Consider the following 18741-nt stretch of genomic DNA (forward strand, 5'->3'; position numbering starts at 1 on the left):
TTCCGCTCAACAGGTTTCAGGCGGGTGAGAATAGCACAAGGACCGGCAATCCATAAGCGGCTCGGTATCGGGCAACAAGCCCGGAACAAAAAAACCGCCGGGGTTACCCGGCGGCTTTTTTACTTACACCAATCTTACTGCAAGATATCGTTCTTGATGATCTTCGGCGTTATAAAGATCAACAGCTCGCTGCGCTCATCAACATGCTCGGTGCGCTTGAACAGACGCCCGAGATAGGGGATGTCACCCAGGAACGGAGTTTTTGTGGTCTGCGTGGCAACTTCAGACTGGAAGATACCACCCAGGACAACCGTCTCGCCGTTAGCAACCAATACTTGTGTTGTCACTTCATTAGTATTGATAGACGGGATACCTGCGGTTACTTCGCCCCGGGAATCCTGGTTGACCACGAGATCCATAATGATTTTGTCATCGGGCGTAATCTGCGGGGTCACCTCAAGAGAAAGCACCGCTTCCTTGAACGATACAGAAGTCGCACCACTGGAAGACGCTTCCTGATAAGGGATCTCTTCACCAGATTTGATCGACGCGCTCTGGCGATCTGCAGTCACCACTCTGGGCTGGGACACGACTTCCGCACGACCATCACTTTCAAGCGCTGACAACTCGAGATCGACGAGGAAATCATCGCTACCCCAACCAATCGCAAAAGATGAGGCTCCCTCACCAGTCACACCGAGATCTACCCCCAACGCTCCCGGGAAGGAAATAGTGTTGCTTCCGCCGCTTGCCGCATCCCGAGCTTCTTGCAGAGTACCGAGAGACCCGCCAACCGTAACAACATCATCACCGTCAACGTTATACGCTGCGCCACCCCAACGAACGCCAAGGTCCTCAGCCACGTTGGTTTGAGCCCTGACGATTCTCGCTTCAATAGAAACCTGACGGACAGGAACGTCCCATGTCGATACCAGTCGACGGATTTCATCGAGCTTCTCAGCAGTTTCCCGGACACTGATTGTGTTCGTACGGGCATCAGATGAAACAAAGCCTCTGGAAGAAATGAGCTCTTCGTCCGCCTGGATCAGCTCAACAATGTCAGCCGCCTTGGCGTAATTCACCTGAATAATATCCAACCGAACCGGAGCCAACTCCGCAATTTGCTTGTTGGTCTCGAGCTCAAGCTTTTCCCTGGCCGCAATTTCTTCGGCAGGCGCGACCAACAGAACGTTGCCGATCTGACGCTTATCCAGGCCTTTGGTCTTCAAGATCAGATCCAGCGCCTGATCCCACGGCACGTTCTGCAGTCGCAGAGTGATGCTTCCACCCACTGTGTCACTGGCGACCAGGTTCAGGCCGGTAAAATCAGCAATCAACTGAAGCACCGAACGCACCTCAATGTCCTGGAAATTCAGGGAGAGCTTGTCACCGGTGTATGGGAATTTCTCCTCACGGCGCGCCTCTGCTTCTTCACGCGAGAGCTCTTCAATGCTTACGGTAAACTCACGACCTGACTGATAGGCAATATAGTCATATTCCCCCTGTGGTCTGATCTCGACTACCGCACTGCCATCTTCCACAAAAGTATCGATGCGAGTAACCGGCGTCGCAAAATCGGTCACATCCAGACGACGTCTCAGATCGGCAGGAACCTGAAGGTCAGGCATGGTCAGACGGATGCGGCCACCCAGCTCGTTCAGATTAACGGTCGCCGTGCTGCTACCCAGATCGACGATCACCCGACCTTCGCCCTCTTTACCACGACGAAAATCAACACCGGCCAACGCATTCGACGATGCAGGAGAAGCCGTTGTCGTACGCTGTGCTGGCTGAGAAGAGGTGGAGGCGACGGCATCGGACTCACCACCAATGGTCATTACCAGAGAGTTGTTGGTGCGTACGGTGTCGTGAGGCACCAATTCAACCAGATTAAAGATCAAGCGGGTGCGATCTTTGGTTTCGACCACGGTCACACTTTGAGCGTTGCCGGTGCCCAACGGGATACTCCGCTGGTTCAAGGCACTGGTTGTGTCCTTGAGATCTACCGCAATCCGGGCAGGTCGCTCTATAGTATAGCCCGACGGTTCCGGCGGCGTGCCATCAAACTGCATGGTGACTTCCAGCCGCTCCCCCGGCAGCGAAGAAAACGACAAGTCCTGCAGCGTGACCGCGCTGGCCAGGCCGCTCCATAACCCGATGGCAATCACGCCTACGCAGACATTGAGTTTTTTGAACATCGCTAGCCTCGACCCTAAACCTGTTTGTTCGTGCATGTTTCTTGAATTCATACCGTTACCGCTCCTCAGCCTTCATCCAAAGACAGGGAGCGCGGGCGTTCTACCCAACCACCCCGGCCATTCGGAACGATTTCAATCAGTTCAATGCGGGTTTCACTGACCCCCACAATACGGCCATAGTTCTGGCCCATGTAATTACCGGTGCGCACCCGGTGAATGCCGCCCGAGTTATCTCTAATCAGAGCGAACAGGTTGCCCTCAACCCCCTGTAGCGTGCCCACCATGGCCAGAGACTTGAGGTCAAAGTTCTCAAGCACTTCCCGGGGCCGGTCCAGATCCGGCTCAACGTCACTGACTGGCTCCTCATCGACCATGGTCAGCTGGACATCTACCGGCGGCTCAAACGGTGCGCGCCGATCTGCAGCCGAATAACTGAAGGCCTCGTAGGCCTTGAACTCCGGCAAAGGTTCCACGTGCCCTCGGGGTTTTGCCCGGGTATCTGCCATGAACTTGTCGAGATCCGAGAAACCGTTTCCCTGGGAACAAGCCGTCAGCAAAGACGCCAGACACACACCCAGCCAGGCTTTTCCCGCATGCTTTCCTGTCATGCTCATTCTCCAGCCCGGTAGCGGTAAGTACGGGCAACCACCTGCATGTCCAGCTGGTCTCCGTCTCCGCCAATTGGTTTGATGGTTAAATCGTGCAGCGTCACGATACGTGGCAGGCTCGCCACACTGCTTACGAAAGAGGCCAGCTCATGATAGGAGCCGGACACCCGAATATTAATGGGAAGCTCCGAATAGAAGTCTCGCTGCTGCTCCGGCTGCAGCTTCACTTCCTGCAGCGCCAAACCGCTCCCTAACGCCGTATTGGTAATATCTTCCAGCAGGCCAGGCACCTCGGTCTCACTGGGCAACTGACGCACCAGTGCTCCAAAGGTTTCTTCCATTTCTTCCATCTGGGCCTTGAATACATCCAGGTTCGCCACCTGATAGGCCTTTTGCTCGTAGCGCTGCTTGAGTTCCTGCTCCTGCTGCTCCACCCGATCGAGCTGGGCATACTGATCCTTGATAAAGAACCAGTAACCACCACCAAGTATCAGGCCGAAGACAATTAACGCCACAATAGCCTTGACTGGTGCCGGCCAGATGCCGGCATTGTTGATATCAAGATCATTGATATCGAATTCGTTAAGACTTTTCAGAGAGTCCGCGAGGCTCATCAGTTATCCTCCCCTTCGGGCTCAGGTGTCCGCTGCTGGACAGAGAGATTGAACTGGCTGTAGCCGGATCGGGCACTGTCTGCTGCGGCCACATTGGTCAGATTGGGATTGGCAAACCATTCGGAATCCTCAAATTGACGCATCAGGTTCGAGATTCGGCTGTTGGACTCTGCCATACCCACGATGTCGAGTCGCTCGCCAGTCTTCTTGAGATCGGTGTAGTACAGCCCGTCTGGAAGGGTTCTCACCAATTCATCGAACACCCGCACAATCACCGGCCGCTTGCCCTGAAGATCCTGAATCACCTGCATGCGTGCCAGCAATTCATCGCGCTGACGCTTGAGGTTTTCGATCTCCTTGATCTGCTTGTCCAGCTCTTTGGTTGCAGTCTCGATATAGGCATTACGGGATTGCTGGTAGGCAATCCGGCTGTCCATATCCGATTTCCAGAGGAAAGCCAGGCCACCCGCGATAATCACGGCGCCCAGTATCATCACGACAAACTGCTTCTGCTTCTCCGCGCGAAGCTCTTCCCGCCAGGGCCTGAGGTTAATCTTTGCCATCAGTCGAAACTCCTCATTGCCAGACCGCAGGCAATCATCAACGAGGGGGCATCATTGCTGAGCGCAGAGGCGTTGACCCGGGAACCCACCGCCATGTTGGCAAACGGATTGGCCACCAGGGTTGGCGTTCCGGTTTTCTCTTCCACCATTTCCGTGAGCCCCTGAATCGACGCTGTTCCACCGGCGAGCACCACGTAATCCACCACGTTGTACTGACTGGCGCCGAAGAAAAACTGCAGCGCCCGTGCCACTTGCTGAACAACCGCTTCCCGGAACGGGGTCAGGACTTCCTCGTTGTAGTCGTCCGGCAAACCACCCTGCTTCTTGGCCAGACCCGCCTCTTCAAACGAAAGCCCGTAACGACGCTGAATTTCTTCCGTCAGCTGTTTTCCGCCAAAAATCTGCTCACGGGTATAGACTGTCTTACCCTCTGCCAGCACACTCAGAGTTGTCATGGTCGCGCCAATATCAACGATGGCAACCACCAACTCTTCTCCCTGAGAGTCGAGCTGAGGCTCAATCAGGCTGTAAGCCCGCTCCAGAGCATAGGCTTCCACGTCGACAATCTTGGTTGTCAGCCCTGCAATTTCCAGGGCATCTTCGCGGATGTCGACGTTTTCCTTACGGCAGGCCGCCAGCAGCACATCCACCTGATCCGGGTTGGATTCAGACGGGCCCTGGACTTCGAAATCGATCGCCACTTCATCGAGGGGGTAAGGAATGTACTGATCGGCTTCCAGCGCAATCTGGTCTTCCATTTCAAACTCGTTGAGACCACCGTCCATCTGGATAACCTTGGTGATCACCGCCGAGCCGGAAACAGCAACAGCCACCTGCTTCACACTGGTACGTGACTTGGACGCGACACGCTTGAGCACTTCCCCAACCGCTTCGACGTCTGTGATGTTTTTTTCAACAACTGCATTGGCCGGCAACGGCTCTACCGCATAGCTCTCGACCTTGTATCGATCGCCATGTTTTGACAGCTCTAGCAGCTTGACCGAACTGGAGCTTACATCCACTCCAAGGACGGCACTGGATTTTTTTCCTAGTAATCCGAACACGCGCTCACCCTATACCTGGTTAAATGCACCCGGCGTTGGAACCCCTGAACCACTCCCTGTAAAGGCGATCATTTCAGAGGCGTTCTATGTGTTTTTTATGTAAGAGAATTTCTTATTTATTCCGTCTACAATGCAATCTCTCGAATTTCGGGAGACATTGCAGACGGCGAGGCGACCGAACCTTCCTAAAGCAATTTCTCAAATAATAGACCTATATCCAACAGTTGTCAGAAAAAAATGTCTCATTTGTTGCGTACATCTCGCGTTTTTGCCTGGTTCTTTCTTACCGGCCTGAGTGTCGCCATTATTATTTCCTCAAGCCTGTATCTCTATCTTCGGCCCAATCTGCCACCGGTCGAGCAATTGCTGGATGTCCGGCTGCAGACGCCGCTTCGGGTGTATAGCAAAGACAACAGATTAATAGCAGAATTCGGTGAAAAGAGAAGGGCACCGATCACAATAGAACAGATCCCTACAATTCAGTTACAAGCCTTCCTGGCAGCGGAAGACGCGCGGTTTTACGAGCACTTCGGAGTCGACATTAAAGGCCTGACGCGGGCTGCAGTGGAACTGATCACCACCGGAGAAATCCAGTCTGGCGGCAGTACCATCACCATGCAGGTTGCAAAAAATTACTTTTTGTCACGCGACCGGACCTTCATACGAAAGTTCAACGAGATACTGCTGGCTCTTCAGATTGAACGTGAACTGGATAAAAACAGGATTCTTGAGCTCTATCTGAACAAGATCTACCTCGGCAACCGGGCCTACGGAATCGCCGCTGCCGCCCAGGTTTACTACGACAAACCGGTCACAGAACTTTCACTGGCCCAGATGGCAATGTTGGCAGGTCTCCCCAAAGCCCCCTCTGCCTACAACCCCCTGGCAAATCCGGAGCGAGCCCTGATTCGCCGTAACTGGATTCTCGGCAGAATGAAAGACCTGGGCTACATCACCGAAGACGCCTGGTCTCTGGCCAGCAAAGCACCGCTGACCGCCAGCTATAACACTCGTGACGCCGAAGTGGATGCCGACTATGTGGCCGAGATGGCCCGAGCTGAAATGGTTCGCCGCTACGGAGAGAATGCATACACCGATGGCTACAGCGTGACCCTGACCGTCGACAGCGACAAGCAACAAACCGCTACCGAAGCCCTGAGGGCAGGCCTCGAAGCCTATGACCGCCGGCACGGTTTCCGGGGCCCCATCGGACAGTTCGACATTGAAGGCCTGACCCCGGCCGAACTGTCGGACAAGATGCAGAACTACCCGCGGGTTGAAACGCTGGTGCCAGCCGTTGTGACATCAATAGACGACGAAAAGAACGAAGTAAAAGTACACGCCCGGCGCCTGGGCCCCGGCGTCATGCCCTTTGAAACCATGACCTGGGCACGCCGATTCCGAACCGAGAGCATCACCGGCCCCGAACCAGAAAAACCTTCGGATGTGGTCAACCCCGGGGACGTCATCTATGTAAAAGTTGACCAACTGCCACAGATTAAAGACTCTGAGGCAGAATCTGGCAGCGAGAGCGCATCCGCGCAGGCCGTCACCGAACTGCGAGTTTCCCTGGCGCAAGCACCCCGAATCGAGGGCGCACTCATCTCCCTGGAAGCCAAAACCGGCGCCATTGAAGCTTTGGCGGGCGGCTACAGCTTTAACCAGAGCAAGTACAATCGCGCCACCCAGGCCAGCCGCCAACCAGGCTCAACGTTCAAGCCGTTCCTGTACCTTTCCGCGCTGGAAAACGGCCGAACACCGGCGACCATCTACAACGACGCTCCGATCGTATTCGAAGACTCCGAACTTGAAACCGCATGGCGACCACAGAACTCATCGGGCCAGTTCTACGGACCAACCACCTTGCGCGAGGGCCTTTACCGCTCCCGCAACCTGGTTTCCATCCGCCTGCTGAGAGACCTGGGCATCAACACCACCCTCAGCTACCTGAAGCAACTCAAACTCCCGACTGAAAACATGCCCTCCAACCTCTCGCTCTCTCTGGGCAGCGGCCTGCTGACACCCATGGAGCTGGCACGAGGCTTTGCGGTGATAGCCAATGGCGGTTACGACGTACAGCCTTACCTGATTGAACGAATCGAGGAATGGGACGGCACCGTGGTCTATGAAGCCCCGAAGACCATATTATGCGACGAGAACTGCGACGCCTCCCAGAGGCAGGTCGCCGATGCCGAACAAAGCACTTCGGAGCAACCACCCGAAATTGAAGGCATGACACTGCCAGCCTCCGCAGCCGAGGAGAACACAACCGAACCACGGATTATGCAACGCCTGGCCGACGAACGATCAATCTACATCATGCACTCGATGATGCAGGACGTGGTTCGCCGGGGAACGGGACGTCGCGCCCTGGCCCTGAATCGCAGCGACATTGCCGGCAAGACGGGCACCACCAACGAGCAGAAAGACACCTGGTTCGCAGGCTTCAACCACGATATCGCAACTACCGTCTGGGTCGGATTTGACCAACCCTCCCCTCTGGGTCGGGGCGAGTATGGCGCCAGTACCGCACTGCCGATATGGGTCGACTATATGAAAGTAGCACTGGCAGACCAGCCAGCAGCCACCATGCCCAGGCCCAACGGCATCGTGAATATCCGCATCAATCCGGAAACCGGAGAAAGAGCCAGGCCCGGCGAAGAAGCCGTGTTCGAGATATTCAAGGAAGAAGACGCACCCTCGCCTCTGCCAGCGGAGAGTATCGGAGGGAACGGCGACAACGGTAACGGGGACGACCTGTCACGGCAGATCTTCTGATCTGTCGCAGCACCACCCAAGCAGGACGCACAAAAAAACCGGCGGGATCTCCGCCGGTTTTTTTTGAAGCCAGACTACATCACGATCAGATGATGTCGTCCATAGACTTCAGCGGGTAATGCGCAGGGTACGGATTACGCGCAACACCGGAATCTACCGCAGCACGGGCCACGGCGGCCGGCACCACTTCCAGCAGACGAACATCCATCGGCTTTGGAATGATGTATTCCTTACCGAATTCGAACGAATCAACACCGTAGGCTTCACAGATTTCCTGCGGCACCGGCTCTTTGGCCAGTTCACGGATTGCGTTAACCGCGGCAACCTTCATTTCCTCGTTGATAGCGGTTGCACGTACATCCAGTGCACCACGGAAAATGAACGGGAAGCCAAGCACGTTGTTCACCTGGTTCGGATAGTCAGAGCGACCTGTCGCCATGATCAGATCATCACGGGTAGCCAGAGCCACTTCCGGGCTGATTTCCGGATCCGGGTTGGAACAGGCAAACACCACCGGGTTCGGCGCCATTTTCGCCAATTGCTCGGCAGACAGAAGGTCCGGGCCAGACAGACCCAGGAACACGTCGGCACCGTCGATGGCGTCGTCCAGAGTACGCCTGTCGGTATCGTTGGCGAACATCGCCTTGTACTGGTTCAGATCATCACGACCAGAGTGGATCACACCCTTACGGTCGAGCATGAAGATGTTCTCAGAGCGCATACCGCAGCTGATCAGCAACTTCATGCAGGCAATGGCGGCCGCACCGGCGCCCAGACATACCACCTTTGCCTCTTCAATTTTCTTGCCCTGCAGCTCAAGAGCATTGATCATGCCGGCCGCAGTTACAATAGCGGTACCGTGCTGGTCATCGTGGAAGATGGGCACGTTACACTTTTCAATCAGCGCACGCTCAATCTCGAAGCACTCCGGTGCTTTGATGTCCTCGAGGTTGATACCACCGAAGGTATCGGCGATGCGCTCAACAGTTTCAATAAACGCTTGCGGGCTTTCGGAATTAACCTCGATGTCGAAGACGTCAATTCCGGCAAAGCGCTTGAACAGTACGCCCTTGCCTTCCATAACCGGCTTGCTCGCCAGAGGGCCGAGATTACCCAGACCCAGGATAGCGGTACCGTCAGAAATCACGGCAACCAGGTTACCCTTGGCTGTGTATTTGTAAGCGTTCTCGGGGTCCTTCGCGATCTCGCGGACCGGTTCGGCAACCCCGGGGCTGTACGCCAGGGAGAGGTCGCGGGAAGTCTGGGTCGGCTTCGTGATTTCAACACTCAGCTTACCCGGCCGCGGTTTGGCGTGATATTCAAGGGCTGCTTCTTTCAGATCTTGAGACATTGCCACTGTTCCGTTTGTCACGTTTAAAGGTAAATCCCGCTGGAGCTCGCCCAACGGAGCGCGCCATTATGGCGCGCCCGACCCAAAACGACAAGCCGAAATCGAATATTTTATGAACAGTCAATAGTGCATTTTGCGTATATAGCAAACTTTATTTTTCATTGGCGCACAAAAAAAGCGCCAAAAGGCGCTTTTTTCAACATCCCGGCGCGGATCAGTCTTTCTTGCCACCGATACGGCTGCCGAAACGCTTCTGGAAGCGATCGATACGACCACCGGTGTCCATAACCTTCTGCTTGCCGGTGTAGAACGGGTGGCACTGGGAGCATACGTCCAGCTGCAGATCGTGACCGATGGTAGAACGGGTCTTGATCACATTACCGCAGGAACAGGTAGCGGTGATGTCTTCGTACTTCGGGTGAATACCTTCTTTCATGGCGAACCTCGTTAGGTCATGCCGCTACCTGATCACGGGGCATCTTTGCTGCCCAGGTGCCAGGCACCGCATGTTTGAATCAATTGAAAAGACCGTGCACAATCAAGCCCGGCCAGAAACAGACCGCGAATCTTACTGACAAACCCGACCACAGGCAAGTATCTTGGCCATCCGGAACAGTCCGGATACCATGCAACCAGCCTACTTTTGCCCGCTTTCAGGATACGCAGTTACCGTGACACGGCCCTCAACCGCTCGCATCGCCCTGAATCGCCCGCTCCGGCGACTCTTTGATTACCGAATCCCGGAGACCATGACCGTCTCCCCCGGGCAACGCGTGAAAGTACCCTTTGGCAGGCAAACCCTCACCGGCCTTGTGGTGGAAACCGGCGTGACACCACCAGACGGCATTACCCTCAAGCCCATCCTGGAAGTGCTGGAGCCGTGGCTCGCCTTACCCACAGCCACCTTCCAACTCCTTAGCTGGGCCAGCCACTACTATCAGCACCCCTTGGGTGAGTGCCTGTTTACCGCCCTGCCTCCCGCATTACGCCGAGGCCGGCCGTCACAGCAGAAACAGGATGAACACTGGCAAGGCACCCAAAACATCGCCCCACTGCCGGCCAACGCCCATCGACAGAAAGCCTTGCTGGAATCCATCCAGCGCGCACCCGGCATATCGACCGGCGAACTGGTTAAAGCCGGCTTCAACCGCCCTCAGATCAAAAGCCTTCGCGATAAAGGCCTCATCGAACTTAGCGATCCACAGCATCCGACTTTCAGCGAGAGCATCGTCACAGTAGACGGCCCCAGACTCTCACCCGCGCAACTGGCAGCGGCCAAAGAATTACCGCAGGTTACAGATCGCTTCAGCGCCACACTTCTTTATGGCATCACCGGGAGCGGCAAAACCGAGCTCTATCTTCATTACCTGACACAAAAACTGCAGGACGACCAACAGGCTCTGGTACTGGTTCCCGAAATCAACCTCACGCCCCAGACCCTCGAGCGCTTCCGGCGTTACTTCGGCCACCGGATTGTGGCCTGGCACTCGGCCCTGAACGACAGCGAACGCCTGGCTACCTGGCTGAGAATCCGACATGGGGAACCGGTTATTCTGATCGGCACCCGCTCCGCCGTCTTGCTGCCGTTCACGAACCTTCGCGCCATTGTTGTGGACGAAGAACATGACAACTCCTACAAGCAGGGCGAAGGGTTTCGCTACTCGGGGCGGGACGTTGCTGTCTATCGGGCTCACCTGAATCAATGCCCCGTCATCCTGGGCTCAGCAACGCCTTCGCTGGAATCCTGGCACAACGCCAGGCAAGGCAAATACCACCTTATCCGGCTGGAACAACGGGCTGGCAATGCCTCACCTCCGGAAGTGGAATTGCTCGACATCCGCAGCCGCCCTCTGGAGGCCGGCCTTTCGCGCCCCACCCTGAACGCTATAAAGGAAACACTGGTACGAGGTGAGCAGGCACTGGTATTTGTGAACCGGCGGGGATTCGCCCCCATCATGATGTGCTTCGATTGTGGCCACATGGAGGAATGCCCGCGCTGCGATACCCGACTGACATACCATCGCCGGGACAGAGCCATGCGTTGCCATCACTGCGACTTCCAGATGGCCGCAAGCCACAGCTGCCCCAAATGCCGGAGTGAAAATTTCAAACCCGTGGGCCAAGGCACAGAGCGCACCGAAGAAACCCTGGCCGAACAGTTTCCGGACACCCCCATTGTACGGGTAGACAGGGACAGCACCCAGCGCAAAGGGAGTATCCAGAATATACTGGCTCAGGTTAACAGCGGTGCCCCCTGCATACTGGTGGGCACCCAGATGCTCGCCAAGGGCCATGACTTTCCCAACGTGACCCTGGTTGCCGTCGTCAACGCCGATGGTGGCCTGTTCAGTGTCGATTTTCGGGCGCCGGAACAGATGGTGCAGACACTTTTGCAAGTGAGCGGCCGCGCTGGCCGGGGCGAAAAACCCGGCAAAGTGCTTATCCAGACCTGCCACAGCGACCACCCGCTGTTGAAGTCGCTCTGCCAGGGTAATTATGCCGCGCTGGCAGACCAACTTCTGACTGAACGCCAAACCGGCGCCCTGCCACCATTCCGCGCCATGGCCATACTCCGCGCGGAAGCCGACACCATGCAGGCAAGCCTGCAACTGTTAGACAGCATTAAACCAATGACGGCCGCGAACGGCATAGAAACCTGGGGGCCGCTACCGGCGGTAATTGCACGCAAAGCCGACCGACACCGGGCGCAGCTGATCCTGTGCAGTAACCACCGGCGCCAACTCAACCATCTGCTCACTCACATTTGCCAGTACCTGGACCAATGCAAGCTGCCAACGAGCACCAAATGGATTGTTGATGTTGACCCTCAGGAGACTGGCTGAAGATCATCATCCCGAATCGTGACACAGTCCATATTCTGCAATTCGTTACAATCTTTTTCAGAATTCACCATTCATACTCATTCAGTTTGAACTGACTGTGCTATGATTTTCAGCACTATAACCACTACTCTTGGATCAAAACCTGAGGTTGCGGTTCTCGTGCGGGAATGCGCAGGTTTATGGCTTTTGCTGTCGATGAAAACTGGAGAAATAAAATGGCATGGAAATTCCTTGCGCGTGCGGCCGCATTGTCGCTGAGCCTCTTGCTCATAGCTTGTGGAGGCGACAGTGGCTCCACACCATTAGCGGGCGGTAGTAATAACAACGGTGGAGATAACGGCTCCGGGACACCAACCACTCCGGGCGTCACGGTGGGCTCCATACAACTTATTACCAGCACACCCTCCATCGGCTCTTCCGGACAGGACAAGGCTCAGATCACCGCACTTGTACGGGATCAGAATGGCATTCTTACGCCTGGTCTTGACGTGGCCTTCAATGCCTCCAATAACGGATCCCTGACCGTTACCACGCAAACCACGACGGACGCAGGCCAGGCGAGCGCAGAACTCTCGACTCAGGGAGACGCCCGCAACCGCACCATTTCCGTGACCGCATCTACGGGTGGCGTTTCAAACTCCGTGAATATCGCCGTCACCGGAACTAACATGAGCCTCACCGGGCCTTCAGCCATCAGTAATGGCGCAAATGCCAGCTACGAGGCCCGGCTGCTTGACTCTTCAGGCCAAGGCATCGGAAACACCGCCGTGTCAGTATCGAGCCAGAAGAACACCGTCTCAAGCCCAACACTGACAACCGATGCTTCCGGCCGGGTTCAGTTCCAACTGACTGCTTCGAGCGGCGGTTCAGATACCGTTGTCGTATCCGCCTATGAAGGCGAGTCAAGGGTTTCGGCACAGATCAACATCAACGTTTCTGCGGACAGCTTTGCTTTCGGCACTCTGGCTGACAATGAAGTTGAAATCGACACTCCACAAGCACTGTCCGTCACCTGGACTCAGAACGGAGCCCCCGTGGTCGGCCAGACGGTACGCTTCTCCACAACCCGTGGGACACTCTCCAACAGCTCCGTGACAACCAACGCTCAGGGAACCGCTCAAGTCAGCATTTCCTCTTCCGACGTGGGTATTGCTGAAGTCACTGCAAGCGCTGATGCCGCCGGTGGCAGCCAGATTCAGGCAAACACCACCATTGAGTTTGTCTCTTCTGCGCCCCACGAAGTGAACATCCGTGCCTCGAAGACCCAGGTATCAACCAACGACGAGGCGAGCATCATTACCACCGTTCGCGATGTAAACGGTAACCTGGTTAAAAACGCGACCGTGGAATTCACGCTGGTAGATCCCACCGGCGGCACCCTGTCACCAGGCACCGTCAACACCGACAGCCAGGGCCGGGCGATCTCGACCTACCGGTCCACCAGCAGTATCAGCGATAAAGACGGCGTGCAGGTGACCGCCCGCATCACCCGTCAGGACAGCTCAACCGACGAGGCCTCTATTTCTTTGACCGTTGCCGGGCGAGCACTCACTCTCATCCTTGGCACCGGCAACACCATCGCAGCACCCAATGAAACCGTGTATGACATGCCATGGAGCGTGCTGGTTACCGATGCAAATGGTAACGCCAGCACCAACCAGCCAGTCCAACTGAGCGTTTTGCCGCTGGAATTCTACAAGGGCACTTACAGCTACAACGGAGACCTCTGGGTTACCAACGTAAGTCAAAGCTGCCAGACCAATCATGCGGACCCGGTAAACGGTACTGAAATCGCCAACCCGGCATCAGCGCCTACCTCGGTATCCACAGACGCCAGCGGCTCTGTTGAATTCGATATTCGCTATCCAAAAGGCGAGTGTAGCTGGGTAAGGGTTCGTCTGACCGCGACCTCCAATGTTGAGGGTTTCACAAGCTCTAACTCCAGGGAATTTATACTCCCGTGCTTGTCCGCAGACCTTACCAATGAGGACGTACGCCCGCCGGGTGGCACAGAGAGCCCCTATAACCCAACCGCTTGTAACTAATATTGTCTGATACAAAATGGGCCTGGAAAGGCCCATTTTCTTTTAAAACCCCCGCTAAACCTCACCGCCTGTCATCGCCGTCACTGGCCAAGCGTGTTTTCCTGAGTCTTTTTGCTTACACACCAACTTTCCGCGATAATACGCCCCTTCTGTTTTTAACGGGCGCCCTGCCCTGACACCCATTCTTCTGCAAACCGAGTCATTCGACAGCATGAAAGAGACCGTATCCGAGCTTCTCCAGTCTGCACTGGCGACCCTGCAGTCTGACGGCACACTGCCGGCAGACCAGAGCTTCACCCCTCAGGTGGGCAACACCAAAGACAAGTCCCACGGGGACTATGCCTGTAATATTGCCCTGGTGGCCTCCAAAGCCGCCGGCTGCCCGCCTCGCAAGCTGGCCGAAGCACTGGTGGCGGCATTGCCTGAGAACTCCGCCGTGGAAAAAGTGGAGATTGCCGGACCGGGGTTTATCAATTTTTTCATGAGCACCGCCAGCGCCTTCGGTATTGTGAACACTATCCTGGACGAAGCTCAGCAGTTCGGCCGCAACAACTCCGGTAACGGCGAAAAGGTTCAGGTGGAGTTTGTGTCTGCCAACCCCACCGGCCCTCTGCACGTGGGTCACGGACGGGGCGCCGCCATTGGCGATTGCCTGTGCCGCTTGCTGGAAGCCAACGGTTACGACGTCACCCGGGAGTTCTACTACAACGACGCCGGAGCGCAGATCAACAATCTGGCCCTTTCGGTGCAGTCCCGCGTTAAGGGCCTGACGCCGGAAGATGAAAGCTGGCCGGAAGATGGCTACCGGGGCGATTACATTGTCGATGTAGCAAACGCCTACCTTGCTGGCGAAACCGTGGTGGCCGACGACCGCGAGGTAACCGCAAAAGCAGATCCGGAAGACCGGGATGCCATCCGGGAATTCGCCGTCGCCTACCTGCGCCGTGAACAGGACCTGGACCTGAAAGCCTTCGGGGTTCAGTTCGATGTGTATTTCCTGGAATCCTCTCTGTACGAGGATGGCAAGGTGGAAGCCACCGTTGAGCGCCTCAAGGCCAACGGTTACACCTATGAGCGGGATGGCGCCATGTGGCTGAAAACCACCGAGTTCGGCGACGACAAAGACCGGGTAATGCGCAAGAAAGACGGCGGCTACACCTACTTCCTGCCCGATGTCGCCTACCACCTGGACAAGTGGCAGCGCGGTTTTACCACCGTAATTAACGAGCAGGGCGCTGACCACCACTCCACCGTAACCCGTGTTCGCGCGGGACTGCAGGCCCTGAAGGCAGATATCCCCCAGGGATGGCCGGATTACGTTCTGCACCAGATGGTGATGGTGACCCGCTCTGGCCAGGAAGTAAAAATCTCCAAGCGCGCAGGCAGCTACGTTACCGTGCGGGATCTGATCGACGAAGTGGGCCGGGATGCCACCCGCTTCTTCCTGGCGGCACGTCGAGTGGATTCACAGTTGACTTTCGATATCGACCTGGCGCGCTCCCAGACCAATGAAAACCCGGTGTATTACATCCAGTATGCCCATGCCCGGATTTGCAGCGTGCTGCGCAAGCTGGCCGCCGAGGGCGTACAGCGTGGCATGAACGAATGCGCCGGCGAACTGAGCCTGCTGACTCTGGATGAAGAAAAAGAGCTGGCCAACCAGTTGGCGAAGTATCCGGAACTGATTGCCAACTCCGCTGCCCAGCGCGAGCCGCATCACCTCACCCATTACCTGCGTGAGCTGGCGGGCCAGTTCCATACTTACTACAACGCCCACAAGGTGCTGATTGAAGATACCGCCCTGCGGGACGCAAGAGTCAGCCTGTACCTGGCCGTGCGCCAGGTGATTGCCAACGGCCTGGACCTGCTCGGCGTAAGCGCACCAGAGGAGATGTAATCAGGCCATGGCCAGAGATTACGCCAGGAAAGATCGCCCTGCGGGCAAAGGGGCCGCCGCCAGCAAGCCTGCGGCCAGGCCCCGCAAGCCGTCCAAACCCCAAAAGAGTGCACCATCACACTCACAGCATGGCGCGTTGTCTATGAAAACCATCCTGTCTCTGGCCGCCGTGGGTGGCTTCATCGGCTTTATCGTCTACCTGAACACCTTGCCCGGCGGGCCGGAAACTGCCAGGCAAACCCCGATTCAGGAGCAAATCCCGGTAGCGCCCAAGCAACCCGCCAACACCACGGCTAAACAGGATGGCCGGCCGAAAGAGCAGAACTTCCGGTTCTATGAAATGCTGCCGGAATCCGAGGTCGTTCCGCCCAAAGTGGAAGAATATACCCCGGGCCCGGCCATGCAGGAGTTCGATTATGTCGTACAGTCTGGCTCGTTCAGGAGTAAGGAAGACGCCGAGCGACAGCGCGCGCAGATCGCCTTCCAGGGACTCAGGGCTCATGTACAGCGTATTGATCTCGACAACGGAAGTGTTTGGTACCGCGTAAATGTGGGACCATTCAACTCACGCAGCCAGATGAACTCGGCGGTCGACAAACTGGTTACTATCAATATCCAGCCTCTGGTGCGGAAGATCCCGAAAGAAGGCTGAACTTTGTTCAGCCACCTCCCCTGCTCTTGAAATCCCGCCCAGCGCCTCCATAAAGCCAAAATACAAATTCAAACAGGCAACTGGAGCGCCAATGACCACGATAGTTTCCGTACGCCGGGAGAATGAAGTCGCCATGGGCGGTGATGGCCAGGTATCCCTTGGCAACACCGTTATGAAAGGCAATGCCCGAAAGGTACGCCGCCTGTACAACGGCCAGGTAATCGCTGGTTTTGCCGGTGGCACCGCCGATGCCTTCACCTTGTTCGAGCGATTCGAGGCCCAGCTGGAAAAGCACCAGGGCAACCTCACCCGTGCCGCTGTTGAACTGGCCAAAGACTGGCGCACGGACCGAGCCCTGCGCAAACTGGAAGCCCTGCTGGCCGTTGCGGACAAAACCGCCTCCCTGATCATTACCGGCAACGGCGACGTAATCGAGCCGGAGCAGGGGCTGATCGCTATCGGCTCCGGCGGGCCGTTTGCCCAGGCCGCCGCCCGGGCGCTGCTGGAAAATACCGAGCTCAGCGCCCACGAAATCGCCGAGAAGGCGCTCGAAATTGCCGGCGATATCTGCATTTACACCAATCAGAACCGCACTCTGGAAGTGCTGCCCATTAAAGACTGACGACCGGAGCGACCATGTCTGCAATGACTCCCCGAGAGATTGTCCACGAACTGAACAAACATATCGTGGGCCAGGAAGAAGCAAAACGCGCCGTCGCCATTGCCCTGCGTAACCGCTGGCGCCGCATGCAACTGGACAGCAGCCTGCGGGATGAAATCACCCCGAAAAATATCCTGATGATCGGCCCCACCGGTGTCGGCAAAACGGAAATCGCCCGCCGGTTAGCCAAACTGGCGGATGCTCCCTTTCTGAAAGTGGAAGCCACCAAATTTACCGAAGTGGGCTATGTAGGCCGGGATGTTGAGTCCATCATCCGCGACCTGGCCGACATGGCGGTGAAAATGCTGCGCGAACAGGAAATGAAGCGGCATGAACACCGTGCACTGGATGCCGCCGAAGACCGCATTCTGGATGCCCTGCTGCCGCCCCCCAGGGATTTTAACGAAGACAGCCAGCGCACCAATGCGGACTCCTCGACCCGACAGCTGTTCCGCAAGAAACTGAGGGAAGGCGAGCTGGACGACAAGGAAATCGAGATCGATTTGCGCAGCAGTGGAGCCGGCGTGGAGATCATGGCACCTCCGGGTATGGAAGAGATGACCTCCCAGTTGCAGAGCATGTTCTCCAACCTGTCTTCGGACAAGCGCAAAACCCGCAAGATGAAAGTGGCGGATGCCATGAAGCGGGTGAAGGACGAAGAAGCCGCCAAGCTGGTGAATGAGGAAGAGATCAAGCAGAAGGCCATTCAGGCGGTTGAGCAGAACGGGATTGTCTTTATCGATGAGATCGACAAGGTTGCCAAACGCTCGGAAAACACCTCCTCGGATGTGTCCCGGGAAGGCGTTCAGCGCGACCTGTTGCCTCTGATTGAAGGCAGCACCGTAAGCACCAAATACGGTTCCATTCGGACCGACCACATTCTGTTCATTGCCTCTGGCGCCTTCCACCTGTCCAAGCCTTCTGACCTGATTCCGGAACTGCAGGGCCGCCTGCCGATTCGCGTGGAGCTGCAGGCGCTGACGCCGGACGACTTCAAGCGCATTCTGACCGAACCGGATGCCTCGCTGGTGCAGCAGTATGAAGCGCTGATGGGCACCGAAGGTGTGAAACTGACCTTCGCCGACGATGCCATCGCCCGCATTGCGGAAGTGGCTTACAAGGTGAACGAAACCACCGAGAATATCGGTGCGCGCCGCCTGCATACCGTGCTTGAGCGCTTGCTGGAAAGTCTGTCCTACGACGCTGGCGACCAGGTCACCGATACCTTTGAGGTGACAGCGGACTACGTTGACGAGAAGCTCGGCGAGCTATCTGAAGACGAAGACCTGAGCCGCTACATTCTCTGATTCGCGGTTTCCTGAAATGTGTCTAGTCCTGAAATAGGTTTACACCTATTTCTATTGAAACGCCCGGTGCACCGCATCGGGCGTTTTGTATTTCAAGGCAAGATGTGGTCGCCTTGTGTTATAGGTCTGCACGGACTGATCGACCATCTTTTGGGCTTCC

At 56.3% G+C, this 18741-nt stretch carries 15 protein-coding genes; 7 read left to right on the forward strand and 8 right to left on the reverse strand.

What is annotated here, in order from left to right:
• Positions 1-134: 134 nt before the first annotated feature.
• The 5 genes from pilQ to JIF53_RS12335 are packed head-to-tail and all read right to left on the reverse strand — an operon-like array spanning position 135 to position 5047.
• On the reverse strand, positions 135-2249 hold the full coding sequence (pilQ, locus tag JIF53_RS12315) for a type IV pilus secretin PilQ family protein (RefSeq protein ID WP_199452598.1): 2115 nt from the start codon (positions 2247-2249) through the stop codon (positions 135-137).
• 14 nt (positions 2250-2263) lie between these two features.
• On the reverse strand, positions 2264-2806 hold the full coding sequence (locus JIF53_RS12320; RefSeq protein ID WP_153741467.1) for a pilus assembly protein PilP: 543 nt from the start codon (positions 2804-2806) through the stop codon (positions 2264-2266).
• A gap of 2 nt (positions 2807-2808) precedes the next feature.
• Positions 2809-3420 (reverse strand): type 4a pilus biogenesis protein PilO, encoded by a 612-nt coding sequence (locus tag JIF53_RS12325; RefSeq protein ID WP_023010977.1) that lies wholly within the window; start codon positions 3418-3420, stop codon positions 2809-2811.
• Positions 3420-3983: a PilN domain-containing protein gene (locus JIF53_RS12330; RefSeq protein WP_011784346.1), complete on the reverse strand. Its 564-nt coding sequence runs from the start codon at positions 3981-3983 to the stop codon at positions 3420-3422. Before JIF53_RS12330 ends, JIF53_RS12325 begins: the two co-directional genes overlap by 1 nt.
• Positions 3983-5047, reverse strand: coding sequence for a pilus assembly protein PilM (locus tag JIF53_RS12335; protein WP_199452599.1), 1065 nt, complete (start codon positions 5045-5047; stop codon positions 3983-3985). The genes JIF53_RS12330 and JIF53_RS12335 overlap by 1 nt, the downstream gene beginning before the upstream one ends.
• 237 nt (positions 5048-5284) lie before the next feature.
• Between JIF53_RS12335 and JIF53_RS12340 the strand changes: the two genes are divergently transcribed.
• Positions 5285-7825 (forward strand): penicillin-binding protein 1A, encoded by a 2541-nt coding sequence (locus JIF53_RS12340; RefSeq protein ID WP_199452600.1) that lies wholly within the window; start codon positions 5285-5287, stop codon positions 7823-7825.
• A gap of 85 nt (positions 7826-7910) precedes the next feature.
• On the opposite strand, the gene JIF53_RS12345 is transcribed toward JIF53_RS12340, so the two are convergent.
• Positions 7911-9176 carry a malic enzyme-like NAD(P)-binding protein gene (locus JIF53_RS12345; protein WP_011784343.1) on the reverse strand — a complete coding sequence of 422 codons (1266 nt, stop codon included), beginning with the start codon at positions 9174-9176 and terminating at the stop codon, positions 7911-7913.
• A 214-nt stretch (positions 9177-9390) separates the two neighbouring features.
• Positions 9391-9612 carry a 50S ribosomal protein L31 gene (rpmE, locus tag JIF53_RS12350; RefSeq protein ID WP_014420566.1) on the reverse strand — a complete coding sequence of 74 codons (222 nt, stop codon included), beginning with the start codon at positions 9610-9612 and terminating at the stop codon, positions 9391-9393.
• 190 nt (positions 9613-9802) lie between these two features.
• On the opposite strand from rpmE, the gene JIF53_RS12355 reads away from it, so the two are divergent.
• From JIF53_RS12355 to hslU, 6 genes are all read left to right on the forward strand, one after another.
• A complete protein-coding gene (locus JIF53_RS12355) occupies positions 9803-12019 on the forward strand; it encodes a primosomal protein N' (protein WP_206769592.1) in 2217 nt (738 codons plus the stop codon).
• 215 nt (positions 12020-12234) lie between these two features.
• Positions 12235-14064, forward strand: a complete 1830-nt coding sequence (locus JIF53_RS12360) for an Ig-like domain-containing protein (RefSeq protein WP_228285549.1) — start codon at positions 12235-12237, stop codon at positions 14062-14064.
• Between the two features lie 211 nt (positions 14065-14275).
• Positions 14276-15961, forward strand: coding sequence for an arginine--tRNA ligase (argS, locus tag JIF53_RS12365; protein WP_199452603.1), 1686 nt, complete (start codon positions 14276-14278; stop codon positions 15959-15961).
• Positions 15962-15968: 7 nt separating this feature from the next.
• Complete coding sequence (locus JIF53_RS12370) at positions 15969-16613, forward strand: SPOR domain-containing protein (protein ID WP_199452604.1); 645 nt, start codon at positions 15969-15971, stop codon at positions 16611-16613.
• A 91-nt stretch (positions 16614-16704) separates the two neighbouring features.
• Positions 16705-17235 carry an ATP-dependent protease subunit HslV gene (hslV, locus tag JIF53_RS12375; RefSeq protein WP_011784337.1) on the forward strand — a complete coding sequence of 177 codons (531 nt, stop codon included), beginning with the start codon at positions 16705-16707 and terminating at the stop codon, positions 17233-17235.
• Between the two features lie 14 nt (positions 17236-17249).
• On the forward strand, positions 17250-18581 hold the full coding sequence (gene hslU, locus JIF53_RS12380) for an HslU--HslV peptidase ATPase subunit (protein ID WP_011784336.1): 1332 nt from the start codon (positions 17250-17252) through the stop codon (positions 18579-18581).
• A gap of 51 nt (positions 18582-18632) precedes the next feature.
• Here hslU and JIF53_RS12385 read toward each other — a convergent pair.
• Positions 18633-18741 (reverse strand): integrase core domain-containing protein (locus JIF53_RS12385; RefSeq protein WP_199452605.1); only part of this gene is annotated, 109 nt, incomplete at its 5' end.

The sequence above is a fragment of the Marinobacter sp. bablab_jr008 genome (genome assembly GCF_016464145.1).
Taxonomy (GTDB): Bacteria; Pseudomonadota; Gammaproteobacteria; order Pseudomonadales; family Oleiphilaceae; genus Marinobacter; species Marinobacter nauticus.